This is a genomic window from Sphingobacterium sp. 40-24, from assembly GCF_001899705.1.
Classification (GTDB): Bacteria; Bacteroidota; Bacteroidia; order Sphingobacteriales; family Sphingobacteriaceae; genus Sphingobacterium; species Sphingobacterium multivorum.
On the sequence record NZ_MKWH01000055.1, the window covers coordinates 146634 to 171261 of the forward strand.

At 39.1% G+C, this 24628-nt stretch carries 21 protein-coding genes; 15 read left to right on the forward strand and 6 right to left on the reverse strand.

Annotation, left to right across the window (positions count from 1 at the left end; translation table 11 throughout):
* Positions 1-97: 97 nt before the first annotated feature.
* The 12 genes from BGP15_RS19950 (at position 98) to groL (ending at position 12253) form a co-directional block, all read left to right on the forward strand.
* Positions 98-673 (forward strand): TetR/AcrR family transcriptional regulator, encoded by a 576-nt coding sequence (locus BGP15_RS19950; RefSeq protein WP_046674798.1) that lies wholly within the window; start codon positions 98-100, stop codon positions 671-673.
* A gap of 424 nt (positions 674-1097) precedes the next feature.
* Entirely contained in the window at positions 1098-2507 is a 1410-nt protein-coding gene (gene rlmD / locus BGP15_RS19955; protein ID WP_286770608.1) for a 23S rRNA (uracil(1939)-C(5))-methyltransferase RlmD, read from the forward strand.
* Positions 2508-2518: 11 nt separating this feature from the next.
* Positions 2519-2917, forward strand: coding sequence for a hypothetical protein (locus BGP15_RS19960; RefSeq protein WP_286770609.1), 399 nt, complete (start codon positions 2519-2521; stop codon positions 2915-2917).
* Between the two features lie 206 nt (positions 2918-3123).
* A complete protein-coding gene (locus tag BGP15_RS19965; RefSeq protein ID WP_070561645.1) occupies positions 3124-3876 on the forward strand; it encodes a hypothetical protein in 753 nt (250 codons plus the stop codon).
* Between the two features lie 211 nt (positions 3877-4087).
* Complete coding sequence (locus BGP15_RS19970; RefSeq protein ID WP_172462318.1) at positions 4088-4777, forward strand: YiaD family glycine zipper/OmpA-like lipoprotein; 690 nt, start codon at positions 4088-4090, stop codon at positions 4775-4777.
* A gap of 314 nt (positions 4778-5091) precedes the next feature.
* Positions 5092-6528: a tRNA (N6-isopentenyl adenosine(37)-C2)-methylthiotransferase MiaB gene (gene miaB, locus BGP15_RS19975; protein ID WP_070561641.1), complete on the forward strand. Its 1437-nt coding sequence runs from the start codon at positions 5092-5094 to the stop codon at positions 6526-6528.
* Between the two features lie 36 nt (positions 6529-6564).
* Positions 6565-7839 carry a sigma-54 interaction domain-containing protein gene (locus tag BGP15_RS19980; RefSeq protein ID WP_070561639.1) on the forward strand — a complete coding sequence of 425 codons (1275 nt, stop codon included), beginning with the start codon at positions 6565-6567 and terminating at the stop codon, positions 7837-7839.
* 9 nt (positions 7840-7848) lie between these two features.
* Positions 7849-8364 (forward strand): LptE family protein, encoded by a 516-nt coding sequence (locus tag BGP15_RS19985; protein ID WP_070561637.1) that lies wholly within the window; start codon positions 7849-7851, stop codon positions 8362-8364.
* Between the two features lie 13 nt (positions 8365-8377).
* On the forward strand, positions 8378-9448 hold the full coding sequence (locus BGP15_RS19990; protein WP_070561635.1) for a DUF8458 domain-containing protein: 1071 nt from the start codon (positions 8378-8380) through the stop codon (positions 9446-9448).
* A 12-nt stretch (positions 9449-9460) separates the two neighbouring features.
* On the forward strand, positions 9461-9874 hold the full coding sequence (gene secG / locus BGP15_RS19995) for a preprotein translocase subunit SecG (protein WP_070561633.1): 414 nt from the start codon (positions 9461-9463) through the stop codon (positions 9872-9874).
* A gap of 302 nt (positions 9875-10176) precedes the next feature.
* Positions 10177-10452, forward strand: coding sequence for a co-chaperone GroES (locus tag BGP15_RS20000; protein WP_028070710.1), 276 nt, complete (start codon positions 10177-10179; stop codon positions 10450-10452).
* Positions 10453-10615: 163 nt separating this feature from the next.
* The gene (groL, locus tag BGP15_RS20005; RefSeq protein ID WP_070561631.1) at positions 10616-12253 is read left to right on the forward strand and encodes a chaperonin GroEL; all 1638 of its coding nucleotides are present in this window, start codon (positions 10616-10618) and stop codon (positions 12251-12253) included.
* A 69-nt stretch (positions 12254-12322) separates the two neighbouring features.
* On the opposite strand, the gene ggt is transcribed toward groL, so the two are convergent.
* From ggt to BGP15_RS20025, 4 genes are all read right to left on the reverse strand, one after another.
* Positions 12323-14041 (reverse strand): gamma-glutamyltransferase, encoded by a 1719-nt coding sequence (gene ggt / locus BGP15_RS20010; protein WP_286770610.1) that lies wholly within the window; start codon positions 14039-14041, stop codon positions 12323-12325.
* Between the two features lie 60 nt (positions 14042-14101).
* On the reverse strand, positions 14102-14428 hold the full coding sequence (locus tag BGP15_RS20015) for a nucleotide pyrophosphohydrolase (protein ID WP_070561627.1): 327 nt from the start codon (positions 14426-14428) through the stop codon (positions 14102-14104).
* An 18-nt stretch (positions 14429-14446) separates the two neighbouring features.
* Complete coding sequence (gene dtd, locus BGP15_RS20020; protein ID WP_286770611.1) at positions 14447-14905, reverse strand: D-aminoacyl-tRNA deacylase; 459 nt, start codon at positions 14903-14905, stop codon at positions 14447-14449.
* Positions 14906-15114: 209 nt separating this feature from the next.
* Positions 15115-17550 carry a TonB-dependent receptor gene (locus tag BGP15_RS20025; protein WP_286770612.1) on the reverse strand — a complete coding sequence of 812 codons (2436 nt, stop codon included), beginning with the start codon at positions 17548-17550 and terminating at the stop codon, positions 15115-15117.
* A gap of 408 nt (positions 17551-17958) precedes the next feature.
* Here BGP15_RS20025 and BGP15_RS20030 point away from each other — a divergent pair, with 408 nt between their 5' ends.
* The 3 genes from BGP15_RS20030 (at position 17959) to BGP15_RS20040 (ending at position 21048) form a co-directional block, all read left to right on the forward strand.
* The gene (locus tag BGP15_RS20030; protein WP_286770613.1) at positions 17959-19134 is read left to right on the forward strand and encodes an amidohydrolase family protein; all 1176 of its coding nucleotides are present in this window, start codon (positions 17959-17961) and stop codon (positions 19132-19134) included.
* A gap of 118 nt (positions 19135-19252) precedes the next feature.
* Positions 19253-19534, forward strand: a complete 282-nt coding sequence (locus tag BGP15_RS20035; protein WP_070561618.1) for an acylphosphatase — start codon at positions 19253-19255, stop codon at positions 19532-19534.
* A gap of 44 nt (positions 19535-19578) precedes the next feature.
* Positions 19579-21048 carry a lipopolysaccharide biosynthesis protein gene (locus tag BGP15_RS20040; protein ID WP_286754847.1) on the forward strand — a complete coding sequence of 490 codons (1470 nt, stop codon included), beginning with the start codon at positions 19579-19581 and terminating at the stop codon, positions 21046-21048.
* Positions 21049-21116: 68 nt separating this feature from the next.
* Here BGP15_RS20040 and dusB read toward each other — a convergent pair whose 3' ends face one another.
* Positions 21117-22112: a tRNA dihydrouridine synthase DusB gene (gene dusB / locus BGP15_RS20045; protein ID WP_046674816.1), complete on the reverse strand. Its 996-nt coding sequence runs from the start codon at positions 22110-22112 to the stop codon at positions 21117-21119.
* 66 nt (positions 22113-22178) lie between these two features.
* The gene (locus BGP15_RS20050; RefSeq protein ID WP_286770614.1) at positions 22179-24620 is read right to left on the reverse strand and encodes an outer membrane beta-barrel family protein; all 2442 of its coding nucleotides are present in this window, start codon (positions 24618-24620) and stop codon (positions 22179-22181) included.
* Between the last annotated feature and the right edge of the window lie 8 nt (positions 24621-24628).

Below are 24628 nucleotides of genomic sequence, written 5' to 3' on the forward strand. Positions count from 1 at the left end.
CATTATTCTCTACGATAACTAGGCAAGAGAACAATGTGATGCTTTTTGGTCTTTAGGCTTTGTAGATGACTTTCAACATTCGTACGATCTAACGTATATGGAACCAGATTATATTATTGAATCCATAAAAAGAACAGCACGTGAGCTCTTTCGTCAAAATGGCTATCATAAAACCAGTGTGAACACATTGGCAAAAAAAGCTAAGATTGCGAAGGCGACAGTGTACAAGTATTTTGATAGTAAAGAAATGATCCTGCATGCCATTCTCATGGATTATCTTCGTGCGAGTCTGCAGGATATTTTGAAAACAACCAAATATGAAGATGATATGGCTTCGTTTTTGGCGTCTACAATATTGCGGGTAAGCCGACTGACCTATACGGCTTGCAATGAATTGATCGGCTGGGAATTTATCCGGGAATCTGCAAACGCACAAGAATATTTAAAAACGCTGTCTGAAGATTTGGAGTTTCTGCTCTTAAGTACATTCATTCAGAATGAAAAGATAAATGAAGCGATTAGCGAAGAGAAGCTAACCTTTTTGATCAAGTCCAGTAAAAGTATTGTGTTTTCTTTTGCTTTTACAGCCGTCTCAGATGCCGATGTGCGGAAAAACTTTATTTCGTTTCAGAAAGAAATCCTTCCTTATCTTGTTCAGGCAACAGTTCAGTAAAGTTGTTATAACGCGCGCATCCCTTTCTAATTCGCGACGTGATGTCCATTCCTGAAAAAGGTTTACATCTTATCTTTTTTGCATGTTCACTTTTTTATGATACTCTGCAACGTTCATGCTGTTGCCGGGTTGTATTCGTATTGTGTTCGTACCACCTTCGGAGATGAACACTCTTGCAACTATTATTGACCTGACTCTGAACAGATAATTCCTGTTCAGAGTCAGGTCAGAATCTGGTCAGTATTGGTACACAATCTGTATCGCATCCGAATAAGGTACGAACAATGTCCGAATCTGATCCCCGTATTCTATTCGCTTGAAACTTATCATACCCGTCAGGTACTCGTTTATGCCAGTGATAATCAATGGCTATAAATCATTTATGCAGATGAAAAATCGGTATAAATTTGTATTTTTGCACCCTATGAGTAGAAGAATTCCGCAAGAGAAAAAGTTCTTGAAAGATATTGCCATCATTGATATTGCCGAAGAGGGTAGAGGTGTTGGAAAAACCGAAGATTTGGTTTTGTTTGTAGAAAAAGCTGTTCCCGGTGATGTTGTTGACGTGGAGCTTATGCGCAAGAAAAAGAATTTTGCGGAAGCTCGGGTAACCAGTTTAAAAGAGGCTTCATCTTATCGCGTAGATCCGTTTTGTGAACATTTCGGTGTGTGTGGTGGATGTAAATGGCAGCATATGACCTATGATGCTCAATTAAAATTCAAGCAACAATCTGTCGATAATGCCCTATCGCGTATTGGGAAAGTGGATACTTCAGCGATGGAAAGTATCTTGGGCTCTGCGCAAACGGAATACTATAGAAATAAATTAGAATATACATTTTCCAACAAAAAATGGTTGACTTCAGTTGATGAAGATGCGTCCCAATTGGAAATGAATGCACTGGGTTTTCACGTGCCAGGGCGTTTTGATAAGATTTTAGATATTGATCATTGTTTTTTGCAAGAAGATCCGTCAAATGAAGTTCGCAACAGCATTCGTGATTTTGCGCTTAGTCAAGGTATGACGTTCTACGATCTGCGTGAACACAGCGGTGTATTGCGCAATTTGATTATCCGTATCTCGTCTACCGGGGAGATGATGGTGATCGTTGTGTTTGCATATCCTGAAGAAGGACAGGTTGAGTTGTTGATGGAATTTGTTAAAGAAAAGTTTCCTCAAGTCGCTTCCCTGTTATATATCGTAAACCAGAAACGCAATGATACAATCTTCGACCAGGATATTCATGTATATGCCGGTCGTGACTTTATCTATGAGGAGATGGAGGGCTTGCGTTACAAAGTAGGGCCTAAGTCGTTCTATCAAACAAACTCTGCACAAGCGTATGAGCTGTATAAAATCACACGTGACTTTGCCAATTTAAAGGGGGATGAGCTGGTGTATGATTTGTATACAGGAGCAGGTACAATTGCAAACTTTGTCGCTAAGAAGGCAAGAGAAGTTGTGGGTGTAGAGTATGTTCCCACTGCCATTGAGGACGCTAAAGTGAATTCGTCGATCAATGATATCACGAATACAAAGTTTTACGCCGGTGATATGAAAGATGTGTTGACCCCTTCCTTTATCGCCGAACACGGTAAACCGGATGTGGTTATTACCGATCCACCACGTGCAGGAATGCACGCTGACGTTGTAGCGCGTTTGTTAGAAATGGAATCGCCGCGTATTGTATATGTCAGTTGTAATGCTGCTACACAGGCCCGCGATTTGGTGTTGTTAGGCGAAAAATATGAGGTGAAGCGGATCAAGCCGGTAGATATGTTTCCGCATACGCAACACGTTGAGAATGTCGTTTTATTGGAGTTAAAGAAGTAATAGGATACCATATGGAAGTAGAAGATTTATTTGCAGGATCTGCAAGAGAAGAAAATACAGCGTCTACAGCGCAAAGTCCATTGAAGAGTTTGCAGGTAGATCTCGATTTTTATAGTGAATCAATCCGTGAGGTAGCGCAGGAGATTGTTGAAGAAGGTTTTTCTGACTATCCTATTTTTGTTGCACATCAGCATGAAGTTTCTGTTGGTGAACTGATATTGGATCGTAAAGAATTGGAAACGAAATGGAGTATAAATGCCTCTACATTGGAAGAGTTTGTAGAAATGGATATTATTCAAGAAGATCGTAAGGCTTCTTTTATTCAGAACTATAAACCTGCGAAAGACTATATGTGCTTATTTGTTGTCGTTGCTGAAGGCGCTAATTTTGTTTTTTATCCATACAAGTGATCAACAAAGAATATTTAAACTTTTTTAACAGTACAAGTGTCAAACTATTACTACTTTTAGCAAAGTAGGTTAGGTGTAACAGGGAATTAATAAATTGAAATAAATTATAAACTGTTCTTTACGGAAATGAATGTTTGACCCAATAAAATTGTTGAGAATCACAATCGCACTGAAACCAATTGGGGTAATTGAAGAGAAATATTAGGATGAAAATAATACAGATACATATATTAGGGCTTTTTTTACTGTTATTCACCTATTTCGGTGCTACTGCGCAACAGTTGCAGAAGGTTTCGGGGATGGTGCTGCAAAAAGGTAACGGTAATCGCATTGGAGATGCTGTGGTGCTTAATATGCGTACACACAGGTCTACGTTGAGTAACTCTTTTGGTGTTTTTACGATTGATGCATCGGTAGGAGATTCCTTGTCTTTTACAAAAGTTGGGTATTCACCGGTTAAAACTGTGCTGACCAACCTGAACGAGTTTTATGTGGAGTTGCAAGAAGGGATCCGATTGGAGACTGTCATCGTTGAACGAAAAACGAAAGAGGCCGAATTAAATGATGCCATGAGCAATTACGCTAAAAAGGGCGTTTATAATGGGGGTAAAAATAAGTTCGGGACCTACTTGGGTAGTCCTGCAACGGCGCTTTATAATCTTTTTGGGCGGGAAGCCAAGAACGCCAAACGCTTTGGGCGTTTTATGGATAGGGAGAAGGATGAGTTGCAAGTTGATCGTATTTTTTCTCGGGAGGCTGTTAAAAACCTGACGAAACTGGATAGTACAGAATTAGATGCTTTTATGATACGCTATCGTCCATCGTTTGATCTTGCTGAGCATTGGGGACAGTACGATCTAATGCATTACGTACAGCAGTCTATGGACGACTTTAATGCCAAGGGAAGGCCTAAAGGGGCTCTTTTACCTGATATTGAAGTAAAGACTCAAGAAAAATAAAAACATTTTGCTTTTGTTACTGTTAGCTGATTGTAAGGTCGGAAAAGGTGATTTAAAATTTTGTAGCGTATCAACGTCATTTTCGGAAGTTTTAAGGGCCTTTTTTCGTGTTTTGTAACAAAAAAGTTGATAAAAATATCTTTTGGCACTTTGTTTGATTTTAGTAGAACGGTATTTAATTTGAATATTAAAAGTCTTAGATAGCATACATATGAAAATGAATAGAAAATTGGCTGTATTAGGTTTGACAGTTGCAACCTCAGCTATGTTATTTGGAAGTTGTTCTACCATCCAAAATACGAATAATACAACTAAAGGCGGCGTAATCGGTGGTGTTGCCGGTGGTGCATTGGGTGCATTGATCGGTGGTAAAGCTGGTAATACGGCGATCGGTACATTAGCGGGGGCCGCCATTGGTGGAGCTGCCGGTGTATTGATCGGTAAAAAAATGGATAAGCAAGCCGCTGAGATTTCTAAAACTGTTGAAGGCGCGGAAGTTACACAATCTGCGGAAGGAATCGTGGTTAAGTTTGATTCAGGTATTTTATTCGATTTCAATAAATCAGATTTAAAAGCGTCAGCTAAAGATAATATCGCAAATTTGGTAACAACCTTGAACAAAGAACAAGGTACTGAAATCCTGGTTATCGGACATACAGATAATGTAGGTACGTTGGCTGCGAATGAAAAAGTGTCTTTGGACCGCGCAAATTCTGTACGTGCATTTGCGGTATCTAAAGGCTTAGCGTCTTCGCGTATTAGAACTGAAGGTAGAAACTTCTCTGAGCCAATTGCAAGTAACGATACGGAAGCAGGACGTGCTCAAAATCGTCGTGTTGAAATCGTGATTGTGGCAGGTGATCAAATGAAGAAAGAAGCAAAACAACAAGCAGGTCAATAAATCTGATTCAGGACTTTGGTCTTTTCGGAGTCTGTTTGACTTGATTGCGAATCATAGAAAAAGCGCTGATAAATTCAGCGCTTTTTTTGTGGAATACAGCCGTCCGAATTTTTATACGGCCCATTTACGCCTAAAATTTGACAAAGTATAAACCATATTTCTGTCTGACAAACTGTCATTATATGGATTTAAATTTCTAACTTTGTAGTCTTTGAAATAACTAAGGGCTTGAAATCAGATCAGCAAAAGATGAGTATTTGCATTAGTTATTCCATCGAAAATAATAAAAATTATATTCTATTGAATATCGAGCTATGCTAGATTTAACACATACCACTAAGGAACATGACGAATCTCGTCAGGGTGAGGCATTATTATTAGAACAGGATCCGATTTTAAGTAATGGACGCAAACTGTATATTGAAAGTTACGGTTGCCAGATGAATTTTTCGGATAGTGAGATTGTTGCTTCTATTTTGTTGGATAAGGGATTTGAAACAACCAAGAATTATCAGGAAGCTGATGTGGTTTTTATTAATACCTGTTCAATCCGCGAAAATGCAGAACAGCGGGTACGCAATCGTCTAAAGGAATTTGAAGCTGCTAAAGCAAAAAATCCCGGAATGATCGTTGGTGTGCTGGGCTGTATGGCGGAGCGTTTGAAATCGAAATTTTTAGAAGAAGAAAAGTTGGTGGATGTCGTGGTGGGGCCAGATGCTTATCGCGATCTGCCAAATTTGATTGATAAAGTTGACGATGGAGCTAAAGCTGTAAACGTTTTATTATCTCGGGAGGAAACGTATGCCGATATTAATCCTGTCCGTTTAAACTCGAACGGTGTGACAGCTTTTATTTCGATTATGCGCGGTTGCGACAATATGTGTTCTTTTTGTGTTGTTCCTTTTACACGTGGACGTGAACGTAGTCGTGATCCACAATCTATCGTGAAGGAAGCCGAAGATCTTTTCAATGCAGGCTATAAGGAGGTTACGTTGTTGGGACAAAATGTGGATTCGTATAAATATACTGCTCCAGTAGCTGAAGGGGAGGAACCGGGTGAAACCATAACATTTGCTAGCTTGCTTACAATGGTTGCTGAAATCAGCCCGCTTTTACGTATTCGCTTTTCTACTTCCCATCCAAAAGATATTACAGATGAAGTTTTATATGCAATCGCTTCGCATGAAAACATCTGTAATTATATTCACTTGCCAGTTCAATCAGGGAACTCTAGAGTATTGGAATTAATGAACCGTACCTATGACCGTGAATGGTATATGGAGCGTGTCGATGCCATCCGTCGTATTATTCCGGATTGTGCTATTTCCACAGATGTTATTACAGGTTTCTGTACTGAAACAGAAGAGGAGCATCAAGAAACATTGTCTATGATGGATTATGTCAAATACGATTTCGCCTATATGTTTGCTTATTCAGAAAGACCAGGTACATTGGCGGCAAAAAGATACGCAGATGATATTCCTGAAGATGTTAAAAAACGTCGTTTGACAGAAGTGATCAATAAACAGCGCGATCATAGTTTATACCGTTATCAACATTTTATTGGCAAAGTTTGTAAAGTGCTTGTTGAGGGATTTTCGAAAAGATCTGAGTTCGATTTCTGTGGCCGTAATGATCAAAATGCATTGGTGGTATTTCCAATTGATCCTCGATTTAAACAAGGCGATTATGTGAATGTACTTATCGAGTCATGTACCTCTGCGACATTATTGGGAAAGATTGTTGATTAAGAAAACTTAGATTGTTTTATTTCCAACTGGAAATTTATGGATAACCAAGATATAAAGAATAGATTTGGAATTATTGGTAATTCGCCTTTGTTGAATCGTGCTATTGATATTGCACGACAAGTGGCTCCAACTGATATCTCCGTACTAATACAAGGTGAAAGTGGGAGTGGTAAAGAGGTTTTTTCGCATATTATCCATCAATTAAGCTCACGTAAGCATGGCCCTTTTATTGCGGTCAATTGTGGAGCTATACCAGAGGGTACCATTGACTCTGAGTTATTTGGTCACGAAAAGGGTTCCTTTACAGGTGCCCATGAAGCCAGAAAGGGATATTTTGAGGTCGTTGACGGTGGAACAATCTTTTTGGATGAAGTAGGTGAGTTGCCTTTGGGTACGCAAGCAAGATTATTACGTGTATTGGAGTCAGGTGAGTATATACGGGTAGGGTCATCCAAGGTACAGAAGACAAATGTACGTGTGGTTGCTGCGACAAATGTGAATGTATTTGAAGCTGTACAAAAAGGTAAATTTCGCGAAGATCTTTATTATCGTCTGAATACTGTACCGTTGCGTGTACCGTCATTACGTGAAAGACCTGAAGATATCAACTTATTATTTCGTAAGTTTATTGTAGATTTTTCTGAGAAATACCGTACACCTGGGGTTCAATTGACAGAAGATGCACAAAATATGCTGCGCAACTATAGCTGGCCCGGAAACGTGCGTCAACTGAAAAATGTTGCGGAGCAAATTGCAGTTTTGGAGAAAGAACGCGTTGTCGATGCCTATACACTTCAAAATTATCTACCCAATGAATCCCGAACGAGTTTGCCAGCGGTAGTTCCTTCAAATAATGGTGGAAAAGAGGATTTCTCCGAAAGAGATTTGCTGTATAAGGTCTTATTTGATATGAAGAAGGATATGGTTGATCTGAAAAAACTGGTGGTTGAATTAATTCAGAAAGGTGTCGATTCGAGCACATTTGATCAAAATTCCCCTTACATTAATCAGTTATACCAGGAGATTGAACCACAATTGAAAGCAGAACCAGAAAATTATAATACAACCCCAACGCTCACCATACATTCTCCAGCAAATACAACAAACGTATTAAAAAGTCCTGTTGCACAGGATGAATACCTGCAGGATGCTCAAGAAGTTGAGGAATCTTTATCGCTTGTTGATAAAGAGTCTGATCTGATTAAAAAAGCGCTGAAAAAGCACCGAGGTAAACGTAAAGCTGCTGCGCAAGAGTTGGGGATTTCTGAAAGAACTTTGTACAGAAAAATTAAAGACTTAAATTTAGATTAAGGTTTACAGATGTTGTCAAGAAAAATTTTATATGCTTTTCTAACCACAATCTTTTTGTTTGTAATGAATAGTTGTGGGGTAAAATATGGATTTACTGGTGGATCCATTCCTGAGGGAATGAAAACAGTTAATATTCAATATTTCGAAAATATAGCTCCTTTGGTTTATCCAACCTTAAGTCAGAATTTTACGGAGGCACTGAAAGAGCGTATCCGTAACCAATCTCGATTGAGTCAGGTGAATCAAGACGGTGATGCTACCTTTGAGGGATTTATTACAGAATATTCGATAAGTCCTGCAGCTGTTGAAGCTGGGACAGATCGTGCAGCGATGAATAGGTTGACGATTACAATCAAGGTTAGTTATCATAATAAAATTAATCCGAAGGATGATTTTGAACAGCCTTTTACGCGATTTAAAGAGTTTGCAGGTAATCTTCAGAGTGCACAAGAAGAGACCTTGGGTAAAGAAATTATTCAAATGCTAACTGAGGATATATACAATAAAGCGTTTGCTAATTGGTAATTCTATTTCCAAGATGAATCTTAATATATCATTATCCAATAACGAGCTTTTTTTTCAAGCAATCAATCATCCCGACACTGTGGCGGAAGATGTTGTTTTAGCATTGATTGAAAAATACCCTTATGCCCAAAGCCTGCGATTTATCTATGAACGCAAAGTTTTTGGCAAGCATAGTTCAGTTCAGAATTTATCGTCTACTTTGCTCTATGCATCTTCTCCGAGTTGGTTGTATGAATTTATGCATTGTAAACCAACGACAGAGCCTGATGTATTCATGCCGTCAGATGAAATTCCAGTGGATGGAGCACTTCGCGACGATGATGGGACTATCGAAATTGAAGCTGAGCGTGAAACGGTAGCTGAACCAGTTTTATCCAAGATTGAGGTTGATGAATTGGATCGTTTGATTCAAGCCGGGGTTGCAAAAGATTATTTTCGGTCAAACGATCAGCAGCAAGAAAATAGTGTCGATTCAGAGGAACCTGCATTAGTAGCACCTGTTGTAGCGGAAGCTGTTGCCAATACAATGGATGATGGTCAGGAGCGTGTTTCGGTCTATGATGATGATACCATGCCCTACAGTTTCTTGTGGTGGTTGCATAAGACGAGATTAGAATATGCTGATACCTATCAGCCCTATGTAAAATCTCCATTACGCCCAATGACGCCCTCGAATGACGATATTGCTAAAATTCATGAGAAGCTGGATAATCAGCTACTCGATCAACAGATCCGGGAAAATATCTTTCATTTACAATCGCCTGAAGCAAAGTTAAGTGATGAGGTTAAAACGACAATCTCTTTTCAAATACCGCGTAAAACAGACGAGGTAATCGAAAAATTTATTCGTGAAGAACCTATGATTCAGCCCCTGCAAGCAGAAAAGTTAGACTTGGAGAATAAAGCTAGAAAAAGTTCGGAAGATCAGCATTCACTTGTTACCGAAACACTTGCAAAGATCTATGTGGAACAGGGCTTATATCCAAAAGCAATAGATGTTTACAAAAAATTAGTTTTGAAATATCCAGAAAAAAATGCTTACTTTGCGGCACGCATAACAGAATTAGAAAAGAAATTAAATTAATAACATAAAGAGATGCAAGGATTATTAATCGGTCTAATCATATTAGCTAGTATTATTTTAGCGTTTTTGGTTTTAATCCAAAATCCAAAAGGAGGAGGTTTGTCATCTGGTTTTTCAGGTGGAACGAATCTTATGGGAGTAAAACGTACAGGTGACTTTTTGGAAAAAGGTACCTGGATCATGGTTATTGCCATTATGGTATTTAGCTTAGGTGTAAATGTTATTGGTACGTCTCCAAGTACATCTAAAGGTGGATTGGGGGGTCAAATCGAAGCGCCTAAACAACAAGGTCCATTGAACTTGGGTACTGGACAACAACCTGTTGGCGCTCCGGCGGGACAAGGGCAAGCTGCTCCGGCTCAATCGCAAGAAAAGGCTCCAGCGGCTACACCGACAACAAAACCAGCAGAAGAAGCTAAGAAATAGTTGTCAGTAAAAAATGATGAGCCCCGTTTGTTTGTACAGACGGGGCTTTTTTATGTTCGATATTTTGTTTAAGACAGGTATGTAGCGATAAATTTATTAGTCTGTCTGTCGACGGAAGTAAGACTGACAGACTGGGAATGACAGTGTGACAGCAAAATGAATTTTTGTCGATGGAGATATTAACTTTTCTGTGAAAAATTGTCTTATAAGCTGTCTTAATTACAATTGGCATAAAAGATGATGTGTTTATAGCGATTATAACATTAAAATAAATTCAATAACAGATAAAAAGTAAATTAATTATGGCATTAAGTATCAAACCTATCGGAGACAGAGTAGTAGTAGAAGCTGCTCCAGCAGAAGAAAAAACAGCTTCAGGGTTGTATATCCCCGATACAGCAAAAGAAAAACCATCTCAAGGTACAGTAGTTGCTGTAGGTACAGGTAAAGTTGACGAACCGTTAACTGTGAAAGTTGGTGACAAAGTATTATACGGAAAATACGCAGGTACTGAAATTACTTACGAAGGAAAAGAGTACTTAATTATGCGTGAGTCTGATATTTACGCGGTTATCTAATTAATAGGAACAGTTTATTTAAAACGAGCTTACTGGCTCAATTAAAAATTCAATAGGTTATTTTAGTGAAGCTGTAAAATTGGACGTGTAAAAAATAAATCGGTTTACGGTTTAATTTAAACTCGAATTACACTTCTTAGAAATACTAAATACTCATATAAAAATGGCAAAACAAGTAAAATATAACGTTGAGGCTCGCGAGGCCCTTAAAAAAGGTGTAGATACTTTAGCGAATGCAGTTAAAGTAACATTGGGTCCTAAAGGACGTAACGTAATTATTGAGAAAAAATTTGGTGCTCCAGTAATTACTAAAGATGGTGTTTCGGTAGCGAAAGAAATCGAATTGAAAGACGCTTTAGAAAATATGGGTGCACAAATGGTAAAAGAAGTAGCTTCTAAAACAGCTGATCAAGCTGGTGACGGTACGACTACTGCTACTGTATTGGCACAAGCAATCGTTGCTCCAGGTATCAAATCTGTGGCTGCTGGAGCTAATCCAATGGATCTAAAACGTGGTATTGACAAAGCTGTTGCAACTGTTGTTGCTAACTTGAAATCTCAATCTCAAGAAGTTGGTCAAGACAATAATAAAATTAAACAAGTTGCTACTATTTCTGCAAACAACGACGAAGTAATTGGTGCTTTGATTGCTCAAGCAATGGAAAAAGTAGGTAACGACGGTGTTATCACTGTTGAAGAGGCAAAAGGTACTGAAACAGAAGTAAAAACTGTAGAAGGTATGCAATTTGACCGTGGTTATTTGTCTCCATATTTTGTGACCAACTCTGACAAAATGGAAGCGGAATTAGATAATCCATACATTTTGATCTACGACAAGAAAATCAGCAACATGAAAGAATTGTTGCCTATCTTGGAGAAACAAGTTCAAACTGGTAAACCATTATTAATCATTGCTGAAGACTTAGATGGTGAGGCATTGGCAACATTAGTTGTTAATAAAATCCGTGGTTCGTTGAAAGTTGCGGCTGTTAAAGCTCCAGGTTTCGGTGACCGTCGTAAAGCAATGTTAGAAGATATAGCTATCTTAACTGGTGGTACTGTTATCTCTGAAGAAAGAGGTTTCAAATTAGAAAATGCTGAGTTATCTTACTTAGGTCAAGCTGAAAAAGTTCAAGTTGACAAAGATAACACAACGATTATCAATGGTTCTGGTAATGTAGAGGATATTAAAGCACGTGTTGCTCAAATCCGTTCACAAATCGAAACAACAACTTCTGACTACGATCGCGAAAAACTACAAGAACGTTTAGCAAAATTGTCAGGTGGTGTAGCCGTGTTATATGTCGGTGCAACTACTGAGGTTGAAATGAAAGAGAAAAAAGACCGTGTTGATGATGCTTTACACGCAACTCGTGCAGCTGTTGAAGAAGGTATTATCGCTGGTGGTGGTGTTGCCTTCATTCGCTCAACTGAAGCTTTGGTAAACCTTAAAGGTGACAACGAAGATGAGCAAATCGGTATTGACATCATCAAACGCGCTATCGAAGAGCCATTACGTCAGATCTGTAATAACGCTGGTATCGAAGGCGCAGTAATCGTTCAAAAAGTGAAAGAAGGAACTGCAGATTTCGGTTACAATGCACGTACAGACCGTTACGAAAACTTAATCGCTGCTGGTGTAATTGATCCAACTAAAGTATCTCGTGTAGCATTGGAAAATGCAGCTTCAGTTGCTTCAATGTTATTAACTACAGAGTGTGTATTGGCTGACGAAGCTGAAGAAAACCCTGTAGGTGCTGGTGCTCCTCCAATGGGTGGCGGTATGGGTGGAATGATGTAAGATCATCCCATTTCTAAATAAAAAAGAAAGGCTCATTTGGAATTCCAAATGAGCCTTTCTTTTTGTTCTTTAATAGCCTTTTGCCGTATCGTCTCCACGCGGGTCGGCTCCTGTCTGTAATTTACCATTTGGTAATACAAGTATATTCTCCACACGACCGATTGTCCCTCTCGGATTTATCGTATAGCCATCTTTTGTCAATTGATCACGTAGATTGACATCGATTGCGTTATTTTCAACGTCAATACGATCAGGAAGCCATTGATGATGAAATCTTGGCAGGCTCACAGCTGATTGGGCATTTTGTCGGAAGTCAATAACATTGAGGATGGTCTGAAAAACAGAGGTAATGATGGTTGATCCTCCAGGGGTTCCTACAACCATAAATAGTTTGCCATCTTTTTCTACAATAGTGGGTGTCATGGAGCTGAGCATCCTTTTGCCGGGCTGAATCTCGTTCGCTTTTTCCCCAGTAAGCCCATACATGTTTGGGATACCGGTCTTTACGGAGAAATCGTCCATTTCATTATTTAGGAGAAAACCTGCGCCCTCCACAAATACTCCTGAGCCATAAGAATCATTAAGTGTTGTTGTAATGGATACTGCATTCCCTTGCTCGTCTACAATATTGAAATGCGTCGTTTGTTCACTTTCATAACCCGGAATGACATCTGCATTGACATCTTTGCTTGATGTCGCTTTATGGAAATTGACTGAATGGAGTTTATGCGCATTTGAGCTTGAGTCAATAAGCTGTTCGACAGGTACCTTAATAAAATCAGGATCTCCTAAATATTTAGCCCGATTGGCATATACATAGCGTTCAGCTTCGACCATAACACGAATGGTTGAATCGGTTTGGAAGCCCCAGCGTTGAAGTGGAAACTGTTCGACTGATTTGAGTAGGGCTAAAAGAGATGTTCCGCCACTCGAAGGTGGTGGCATGGAAATAACTTTGTGGCCCCTATAATTTGTGGAAATTGGGGTACGCCAAAGCGCCTGATAATCCAGTAGATCTTGATGATTAATAATACCTTTCCCTTTACCCATTTCGGCAACAATTAAATCGGCCGTTTTACCTGTATAGAAACCGTCTCGGCCTTCGATTGCGATTCTTTCCAGTGTTTTTGCAAGTTCCTCCTGGATAAATAGATCACCTGCTCGCCAAACTGTGGTTTTGATAATTGCAGCACCAGCGGGATTCAGTTTGACAAAACGCTCTTTATGGCTTTCAAACTCATTGGCTTGTCGTTGACTGATTTTAAACCCTGTTTTCGCTAGCTGTATTGCTGGGAGTAGGAGATCTTTCCATTGCAATTTGCCGTACTTTCTGTGGGCTTCCCACATACCAGCAACAGAGCCAGGGATCCCAGAGGCCAATTGACTATAAAGGCTTAACTCCGGAATAACATTGCCTTGGGCATCGAGATACATATCCCGGGATGCTTTTAGGGGAGCCTTCTCACGAAAATCTAAGGCATCTAAATTACCCCGATGATCGCGGTAGAGCATAAAGCCACCGCCGCCAATATTTCCTGCATTGGGATAAACAACTGCAAGAGCAAATTGTACGGCAACTGCAGCATCTATTGCATTCCCACCTTGTTTTAAAATCTTTACCCCGACTTCTGAAGCCAAAGGATGTGCTGTGACAACGGCAGCCTTATTAAAAGTACTGGCCTTATTAAAAGTACTGGCCTGCTCAACCTTAGTATTTAGCTGCTGTCTTGTCGCACAAGAGGCAAAGCATATGCTTGCTATGAGCGAATAGGTTATGAATTTATACATCGTACGCGATTTAAAATTAAATATTATCTCAAAGAGGTGTACAAACAATACTACTCTTGGTTATTTAAGTTTTTCGTTGTTTTTATGGCGGTCGGCATCCCGAATTGATTTCTTTTGAAGATTTTGTTCCAAAGCCGCTGTTAGATCAATTCCCGTTTGATTGGCAAGGCACATCAAAACGAATAATACATCGGCCATTTCATCTGCTAAATTAACTTCTTTGTCTGACTTTTTGAAAGATTGTTCTCCGTATTGCCGAGCCATTATTCGGGCAACTTCACCGACTTCTTCCATGAGTATGGCGGTGTTTGTCAACTCGTTGAAATAACGTACTCCGGTACTATTGATCCATTTGTCAATAATCTCTTGTGCTTCTTTAATAGTCATCTTGTGTTCAATTAAAAATTAAAAGTTGTCCTTATCTTTTGTGTCCATGACGATGGTAACTGGACCATCATTCAGTAGGTCGATTTTCATATCGGCTCCGAATATGCCAAGCTGAACCTCTTTTTGGAGCAATTGACTTAGCAGTAAAGCCATCTCTTCATACATTGGTTTGGCTTTGTCCGGTTTTGCTGCTCTGATAAAGGAAGGCCTGTTTCCTTTTTTTGTTTGAGCAAAGAGCGTGAATTGTGAGATGAGTAAGATATTTCCGTCTACATCTTGTATCGACTTATTCATCATACCCTGTTCATCCTCGAAGATGCGTAAGTTGATGAACTTCTGTCCTAACCATTTCAGATCTTCCGTTGTATCTGCTTCTTCAACTCCTAATAAAATCATGAGACCCTGCTGGATCTGGCCTGTTATCTGATTATCTACCGTACAAGAAGCTTTGGTAACTCGTTGTATAACTGCGCGCATAGTGAAAAGTATAAAACCAAAGGTAAAAATTCCGATTGTCAAACACGATGGGAAATTCAGTTTTCTCCAAGGTATATATAGAAACGTCCCTTTCTCCCGAAGGAAAAAGGGACGCTAATTATGCTAAAGGATTTGATCAGAAGCGACCTTCAGTCCGCCTTCCCAGCTACTAATGCGTTTGGAATCAGGAGGCTTTTATAAAGGGTGGTTTAGAATTTGAAATTCAAGCCCAATAGGAAATTCGTTGGGGCTTGTGGGAAATAGAAATTATAATACTTCCGGGTATCTCCTTCCATCCAGCCAAAGGTGTAGCCATTGGCCTCGTACTTCTCGTTCAGTATATTGTTGACCTGTAAGGTTGCACTGATATTTTTGATACCTAATGCTGTAAAGTTATAGTTTGCTAACAGGTTGTTGACAAAATATGCGGAAATGCTTCTCTCTTTCGCAGACGAATTATCCAGGTATTGTCTTCCTACAAATTTGGATAGAAGAGAGAATGTAAGTGATGTTATTGGACTATAAGAGAAATTACTTGACAAAATAGTTCCCGGTGATAAAGCAATGTTTGTTTTCGAATAAAATATCCTTTTATCGCCGATGACCTCTTCAAAGTCTTTAATTTTATTTTGGCTGAAACTAGCTGTTGCTTTCCAATTGAACTGCTTGCTGATGTTCCATGACCCATCGAATTCAAGACCTATTCTATAGCTATCATTGACATTTTGTCGAATTGGAGAGCCTGTATCACTAATTTCACCTGTTGGGATCAACTGATCCTTGTAAAACATGCCATATCCATTTAATCCGATGTTGAATTTTTCATTTGTAAAACGATAGCCCAATTCAATGTCCTGCATTTTCTCTGGGGTAGGATCTGGTAAGGCGCTATTTTTCTCTATAAAATCCTTTCGGACAGGTTCTTTTTGTGCAAAGGCATAAGAAGCGTATACATTTGAATGGTCATTTAGCAGATAAGTTGCACCGGCTTTAGGATTCAGGAAATTAAACTTAGGATGATAATTATAATTTTTTACCTTATCATCATCACCATACATGTGGTAATCTACATTCCGATATTGAATATCGGCCATTAATATCCATTTGTCTAGTTTGTAATCGATTTTTAAGAAATTGCTGAAATCATTTTTTTGTGATTTCCCAAAATAATATTTGTCGTCAAGAAATCCTGTTGATGCATATTGTGCCCAAATCACCTGGCCATAATGTTTTCCTTTGTATTGATTATAAGCTCCACCCCAAGTAATTTCAAGCTGATCGTTTGGCCTGTAATTCAGAGCATAAGTCATTCCGTAAAAATAATTATCCAGCCATCTCCTGCGGACAAGATCTGTTTTTTGAATGGTGTCCTTACCAATAATGACGTTAGGCAAACCGTATTTACTTAGTTTATCTCCCGGTCTCATTTCTTCATAGTAACCATAACCTCTTGTATAGTGTAAGGCTGTATTGAGCGTCAATTTGTCGTTCAGTATATTGGTATAATGAAGTTGATGATGTTTCTGCGTATAATTATCTGTTTGATTGTTATACGTGTATAGGTTATAATTACGGCCAGCGTTCATGAAACGATCCTTCTCGGCACCGGAAATTTCGAGTGCATTATCTGCATAATCATCCATGCGCGACCGATCTCCTGTAATCAATGGTTCAGGAACGCCATTCCAGGCTTGATAGGTCTTTTCTTTTCCCCAGAATACAATTCCTTTTAAAATATGTTTCTTACCATAATACCCTCCGTCCACATAGAAAGATTGTAAGTCTGAACTACCTCTTTCGATGTAACCATCGCTACTTATTCGAGATAATCTGGCATTGAAGGCAAATTTGTCGTCAATTAGTCCGGTACCGACTTTGACCGTATTTTTCCAAGTATTATAAGAGCCAAATGAATTGTTAAGTTCTGCGTAAGGAGTTTCTACTAGAGTATTGGACTGGATATTTAATGAGGCTCCAAATGATCCGGCGCCATTCGTCGAGGTCCCAATACCACGCTGAACTTGGATGCTCTCGGTAGAAGAGGCAAAGTCGGGAAGGTTTACAAAAAAGGAACCCATGCTCTCTGCATCATTTAAGGGGATTCCATTGAGTGTTACGTTGATTCGTTGATTGTCGGATCCCCTGATCGTCATTCCTGTATAACCTATACCCGCACCGGCATCGGAATTTACCTGCACGGACGGGGTCTGATTTAAAAGAAATGGGATATCCTGACCGAGATTGTTTCGTGTTATTTCTTCTTTGGAGATGTTTTTAAAGGTTGTAGGAGCATTTCTTTTGGCACGGGTAGATTGAACAAGGACCTCTTCCATTTGAATTGTACTAGGTTCTAATGCTACCGTAAGTTCCAAATTGTCTTTAACATCCACATTTCGGCTCCATGTTTTATATCCAAGAGAAGATACCTGAATCTGATGCTTGCCTGTATTGATACGATATAGTTTAATCAGTCCGTTTTTGTCCGATTGGCCAGCGAAGGATGCTTGTCCGTCTATGGATATGGAAACGTACTGTAAAGGGGTCTGATTGGTATTGTCTACAGCTTTAATTGTCAGATTTTGTTGCGCAATGGCAATTTGACTTGAAATAGTAGCTAAGGAGCTACAAATCAAAAATTTGATCATGGTAATGTATTTTGTTTGAGTTAAACAAATCATAGCAAGGGGTTACTATGACCGCACTATTTAACTAACCTCTCCCTACGCCAGCATTATCTGGATCAGGTGTACAGAATTTAATCTGTTGGGTATAATCTCAGCCTTTATTTGTGTTCCTGACAAAACAAGGCACCCCTATTCGATGCTGCGAATATATAAATTTAAAATTGAAATGAAGTATAAAGAAGTAATTTATGACAAATACAAAAGAGTGGATTTGCGGCTTTATTTCTTTTTGGTTAAAAATTTGTGCAAATTGTTGTTTTTGGTATTTATTGTTCTTTTTAGGTACCTTGGCATGAATTTTTCTACTAGAGGTATGTATTCATACAGGTCAAAAATTTTTAGTTACTAAATTGATAGTGAGGAGATAAAATGTTAAAATATTTAAGCGCTAATTATATTCTGCCGATTACTTCAATGCCAATAAAAGATGGTATTGTTTCGGTAGATGAGGAGGGGGTAATTCAAGGTATCTATGACCCAACTTCATTTACACCTTCAGACAAAAAGAAGGTTGAGAGATATGAAGGAGTGATAATTCCAGGTTTTATCAATGCACATTGCCACATTGAATTGTCGCATATGAAAGGTATTGTCCCTAAAGGTACGGGACTTCCGAGTTTTCTTAGTAAGGTGATGACAACGCGGTCGGCGTCGATGAAAAAAATAGACGACGCTATGGCAAAAGCCGATCGAGAGATGTATGAAAATGGTATTGTTGCAGTCGGAGATCATGCCAACACAGATAATTCCTCGAAACTGAAGGAAGATTCTCAGATCTTATATCATACGTTTGTGGAGGTGCTCGGAATTGAACCTGACGAAGCTGACTTTAAGTTAAAAGAGGCTAAATCGTTGACTCAAGAGTTTAGGAATGGGCATGTATCCATTACGCCACACGCGCCATATTCTTGTTCGAAAGTACTTTTCAAAAAATTCAAGAAGATGGTTCCGGAAACAAATATTATCAGTATTCACAATCAAGAAAGTGAAGAGGAGAATAAACTGTTCCGTTATAAAATGGGGGAGTTCCTGGACTTTTATAAAAGTATAGGAAAAAACGCCGATGCGATTAAGGCGCAGGCAAGAAATTCGATTCAGTCCTATCTTCCTTATTTGCCATATCCCAATAAATTATTGTTGGTTCATAATACCTATACTTCTCTTAAAGATCTGGATTTTGTAGAGCGCATGGATCGTGATGTGATGTGGTGTCTTTGTCCAAAAGCCAACCTTTATATTGAAGGAACATTACCAAAGGTTCAGAATTTTATGAATGCCGGACAGCGTTTAGTAATCGGAACGGACAGTTTAGCTTCAAATGATACATTATCCATTTTGGAGGAACTAAAGGTATTGCATGCGCACTTTGAGGATCTCGATTTCTTGCAAACTATTCAATGGGCTACGATTAATGGTGCTATCGCGTTGAACATTGAGGATGAATTTGGCTCACTTGAAGTGGGTAAAAAGCCTGGGATTGTATTGTTGCAAGGTATGGAACACATGCGCCTACATGAAGATGTTAAGGTAAAACGTTTAGCGTAGTATTTAATTCCCCAAAACTTCTGTACTTTTGCTCTTATTGAACCGTCCATGACTATAATAACGGAACTATAGTCATGGTAAGTTCCATCTGACCGATGGAAGAAAAAATAAGTTACAGATGAAACATTTGAATATTTCAATAAGAGGTAAAGTACAGGGAGTCTTTTTTAGATTGACAACCAAGGCGGTTGCAGATCAAGTTGGTGTTAGGGGCTTTGTTGTCAATTTAAAAGATGGTTCTGTCTATATTGAGGGCGAGGGCGACGAGTTTGCATTAGATTCACTGTTGGAGTTCTGCCAAGAAGGGCCCGAGGGTGCAATTGTTGAAAGTGTTGAAGTAAAGGAAGGCGAAATGAAGGGCTTTTCCAATTTTGAAGTAGTTAAAAGAGTTCAATCTTAAGTCTTTTCACCTTGTCAGTACTTAAAAAATTCGCTGGACAGACCATGATTTATGGCCTGAGTACGATTATAGCACGTATGCTGTATTTCGTTATGACGCCACTCTATGTCCTCAAATATCCACCTGCGTCCTACGGAATATTTACCAATATGTACGCCTGGGCGTCCATGATCAATGCCGTTTTGGCATTTGGTATGGAAACTACTTTTTTTAGGTTTCTCCAAAAAGTCGAAGAAAAGGATAAGAAGCAGGTTTTCAATAATAGTTTTATCGTCATTGCCACTCTGGCAACATTATTTTTTATAACGGCCATTGTCTTTGCTGGCACTATTGGTGGTTGGTTGAATAAGGGAACTTACAATGCCGATTACGAGAGCTATGTGAAGTATTTTGCCCTCATATTGGCATTGGATGCTTTAGCTATTGTTCCTTTTGCGAAATTGAGATCGGAGGGAAGGCCTATCCGATTTGGTGCTATTAAATTGGCCAATATCGGTATTATGGTTGTTCTTAACCTATTCTTTATTGCTCTGGTTCCCTATTTAATAAAAGATGGAGGTGCATTGGGCTCTTGGTGTTCCGGCTGGTATAGAAATGAATGGATAGGTTATGTATTTATTTCGAATATTGTAGCAAGTGCAGCAACCTTTCTATTTCTTCTGCCTGAAATGAGAGGTTTTTATTTTAAACCCGAAAAGCAGCTAATCTTAAAGATGCTATCCTATAGCTTTCCGATTTTAATAGCCAATATTTCTTATATCATCAACGAAAATTTAGATAAAATTGTATTGCCAATCTACCTGCCTAAGGATATTGGTGATCGCGATTTGGGGATCTATGGAGCCGTTGGAAAATTGGCGATGTTTCTGAGTATTTTTGTTCAGGCTTTTCGATTGGGGGCAGAGCCATTTTTCTTTTCTTATGCAAAAAATGCAAATGCGAAAAAGACCTATGCGTTAATTATGGAATATTTCGTCATTGCCATGATGTTAGTTATGCTGGGGATTACAGCGAATATTGACTGGCTGAAGTATTTTATTAAAGGAAATGTGGAAACACGTGACTTATATTGGTCTGGACTTTTCATTGTTCCTTTGTTGCTGTTCAATTATGTGCTGCTGGGCATCTATATGAATCTTTCGGTATGGTATAAGCTTTCTGATCAAACGCGGTACGCTTTGTATATTTCATTGGTAGGCGCGGGAATAACCATCGTGGCAAATTATTATCTGATTCCGAGATACAGCTATGTGGGAGCATCAATAGTCACATTTTTAGCCTACTTTGCTATGGTTGTGCTATCTTATGTATGGGGGCAAAAACATTACCCTATACCTTATAAATTGGGAAAGATCCTGATGTATATATTTGCGGGAATATGTTTCTCCTACCTTTCTTACTTTGTATTTCATCATAATGTTTTTATTGGTAATGGACTTTTAATCGCTTACCTGGGAGGTGTATTTTTGATGGAACGAAATCAGCTCAAGCGATTTATCAAGAAAGATGCTTAAAATAAAAAAGGTCGTGCTAATGTTAACTTAGCACGACCTTTTTTATTTATAAATTGTAGACTTCAGGATTATACCATTTCTGCCGAAAAATTGTGTTCAATTTCATGAAGTACCTCAAGAATCTCTGCCTGGCTTTGTAAGCTGACTAATTTCATGCGGTGTTCTTTAAAGTTGGGGATTCCTTTGAAGTAATTCGCATAATGCCTACGCATTTCAAAAATACCCAATTTGTCACCTTTCCATTCGATGGATTTGTTGAGATGTGTTCGGCAAACCTCGACACGTTCGGCAATGGTAGGTCCTTCTAAACGTTCGCCAGTATTGAAAAAATGTTTTATTTCTCTAAAGATCCAAGGGTATCCGATTGCTGCACGGCCAATCATAATGCCATCCACTTCAAACTCCTGGCGCCATGCCGCAGCTTTTTCGACAGAGTCTACATCGCCATTGCCAAAAATTGGGATTTTGATACGCGGATTACGTTTGATATCCCGAATCATGGACCAGTCCGCCTGACCCTTATACAATTGTGCGCGTGTACGTCCATGAATAGCCAGTGCTTTGATCCCCACATCTTGTAGTCTTTCAGCAACTTCGTATACATTTTTTGTGTTGTCATCCCAACCAAGACGTGTTTTCACTGTTACGGGTAAATCCGTAGCCTCAACGACAGCTTTTGTCATTGCAACCATTTTATCGATGTCCTGTAGCAGGGATGAACCAGCTCCTTTACAGACTACTTTTTTAACTGGGCAGCCGTAATTGATGTCGATTAAATTAGGTCCTGCTTTTGTGCAGATTTCAGCAGATTGACGCATACTTTCAATATCTCCACCGAAGATCTGAATGCCAATAGGACGTTCATACTCAAAAATATCCAATTTTTGAATTGACTTTGCAGCATCCCGAATTAACCCTTCCGAAGAAATAAATTCAGTATACATTAAATCAACACCATTCTGTTTGCACACATAGCGAAACGGAGGATCACTTACATCCTCCATCGGAGCTAATAACAAAGGGAATTTACCCAAATCAATATTTTCACCAATCTTGACCGACATCTTCGATAATTTTTTACAAAGGTACAAAATTTGGCATTAGTATAAAGTTAACTCACTGTCACGAGTTTAAAGCCTATTTTTGATCTCTTCAGACCCTGTCGAACGTTGACTGTTCAAATCGCTAAGCCCGCCAAATCGATAATTAAAGGAGAGGATAGCCGTCCTGCTGTCAGGGTTCGATTTCCCTACGAGCCTTATTGTTGAGGAAACGGTCTCATAACGCCGATTGTTGGTTCTCAAAATATCATTCACCACTAGTTTGACAGATGCTCTTTTATTGAGTATATTTTTTTGGATGCCAGTATATATTTGACCGTAACTCTTGATCTGACTTAATCCTATTGTCAGCCCGGATACATAGCTCCCACCTAGTTCTATTGACCAATCTTTAGGCAATTTGAATGTGTTCTGACTATTTAGTGTAAGCGTATTGCCTTTTCGGCTGATCAAGCCATCCTCTTGCGGAATATCATATTCATTCCGGTAATAATTTGCGAAGTGCGTAGCTGCCCACCAAGCTGTCAATTGGGTAGGGGCGATAATGGACAACCCGTAATTTCTATACGAACCAATATTCTCGGGTCGCTCATAGGTAATGTATGGATTGGCTGGATCCGTGCCAATGATCTCGTTAACGACATTGGTTCTCTTCGCATAGTTTAAGGTAAAAATATATTTACTGACAAATGTATAACCAAGTTCAAGAGAATGCTCATAAGCAGGATTAAGCTGAGCATTGCCTTCCGAATAGGAAAAAGGATCTGTATATACACGAAATGGATTGAGATCCCAAAATGATGGCCTTTGCACACGGTAGCTGTAGCTTGTCTGCAATTTGTTTTTTTCATTGAGGGTATAGGTTAGATATGCCGAAGGAAATAGTTTGAAATATGATTTTTCAAATTGCTCATGGAGAGTGATTTGATTATCTAAAGTATGGGTATGTTCTCCTCTGAAACCAACCTGAGCCGAAATTTTATTCCAGCTTTTGGATAGATTGATATACCCCGCTTGTATCGTTTCTTTGTAAATGAAGTGGTTGCTAGTTGTCAGGTCAGGGACGTATTGACCATTTTGTAAGGTGTCATAATACAGGTCATTTTCTGTACGTACATGACTGGCTTTCCAGCCTGTCTCCAGTTTATACCCTTGGGCAAGGGGCAGTGTATAATCCAATTTGGCGACGTACACTTTATTGTCTGAGGGAATGTCTCCTCGACGTGACGACGGTTGGTTGAGCGGGGTACCATCTGCTTTCGTATAATTCGTGTTCAGCTGCTGATCCATTTTGGAATAATGGTCGACAAGATCGAGGTCGATTTTTAGTTCGTGCCCTTTATCGTTAAATTTGAGCGTGTAGTTGATATTGTAGAGCATATCCCGCCAGCGTTCCTTCCCTTCCGTTATCGTAGATGAAGACCATACTAATTGATTATCGTCAAAGTTTCTGAAGTTATTTGTCGTCGGTTCATACTTCGGATATTTGCCAAATCCACCATTGATAAGCACGCCAAGTGTCTGTTTGGAATCTATGTTATAATCGATGCCAGCCCTAAAGTTATTAGACCGTAGTTTCGGACGTATGTTGTTTTGCTGTTGCGCATAAGATTCTGGAACATTGTGCTGATCCGGAGAAAAATACCGCGTGAGGGAATTGAAATATTTGAGGTTCTGATGATATTGGTTGTAAATTCCAAATACATTAAGCTTCTCCGTGCGGTAATTTAAATTGAGACTACCGCCAAGATGCATGCCTCTGCCTGCTCCTCCATTGAGCGAGATGGAACCATTCCATCCTTGTTTTATTCCTTTTTTTAAAACGATATTGATAATTCCTGCTGAACCAGCCGCATCTTGTTTTGCACTAGGGTTGGACATAACCTCAATTTTGTTGATATCAATGGAAGATGTGCTCCGTAGTAAATTGGCCAATTGATCGCCTGAAAGATAGGTCATCTTTCCATTAATCATCAGGGTTGCTCCCGATTTCCCTTTCATGCTTAATACTCCGCTGTCATCTACAGCTATTCCTGGGATCTTATTCAGTAGTTCAAGTCCATTATTGCCGTCAGCAAGCATCGAGTTTTCTACATTGAATACAAGCTTATCCTGTTGTTGTTCGATGAATTGCTTTTTGCGTTGCACCAGTACTTCTGCTAAGTACGTATTATTCGTTAAGAGAATAATCTGACCGAGGTTAAATTCACCGAGTTGCTCAGTCAGACTGAAATGTGGGCTAAAAGTCTCTTGATGTGTGATATTTTTTATCTTTACAAAATAGCGACCTGCTTTTTCATTGGCGAATGTAAAATGGCCTAAGCTATCCGAAAGGATCGTGTGGGATAGTGTACTATCTTTAGCGTTATGAAGGCTTATAGTTACATAAGGAATAGCCTGTTTATCTTCACCTACAATTTGTCCCTTAATAGGATTGGTTTTTTGTGCATAGCAATTGAACGTTGTACAAATGAATAGAAAACTTACGATATAATGCAGGATATGACGCATAGTACTAT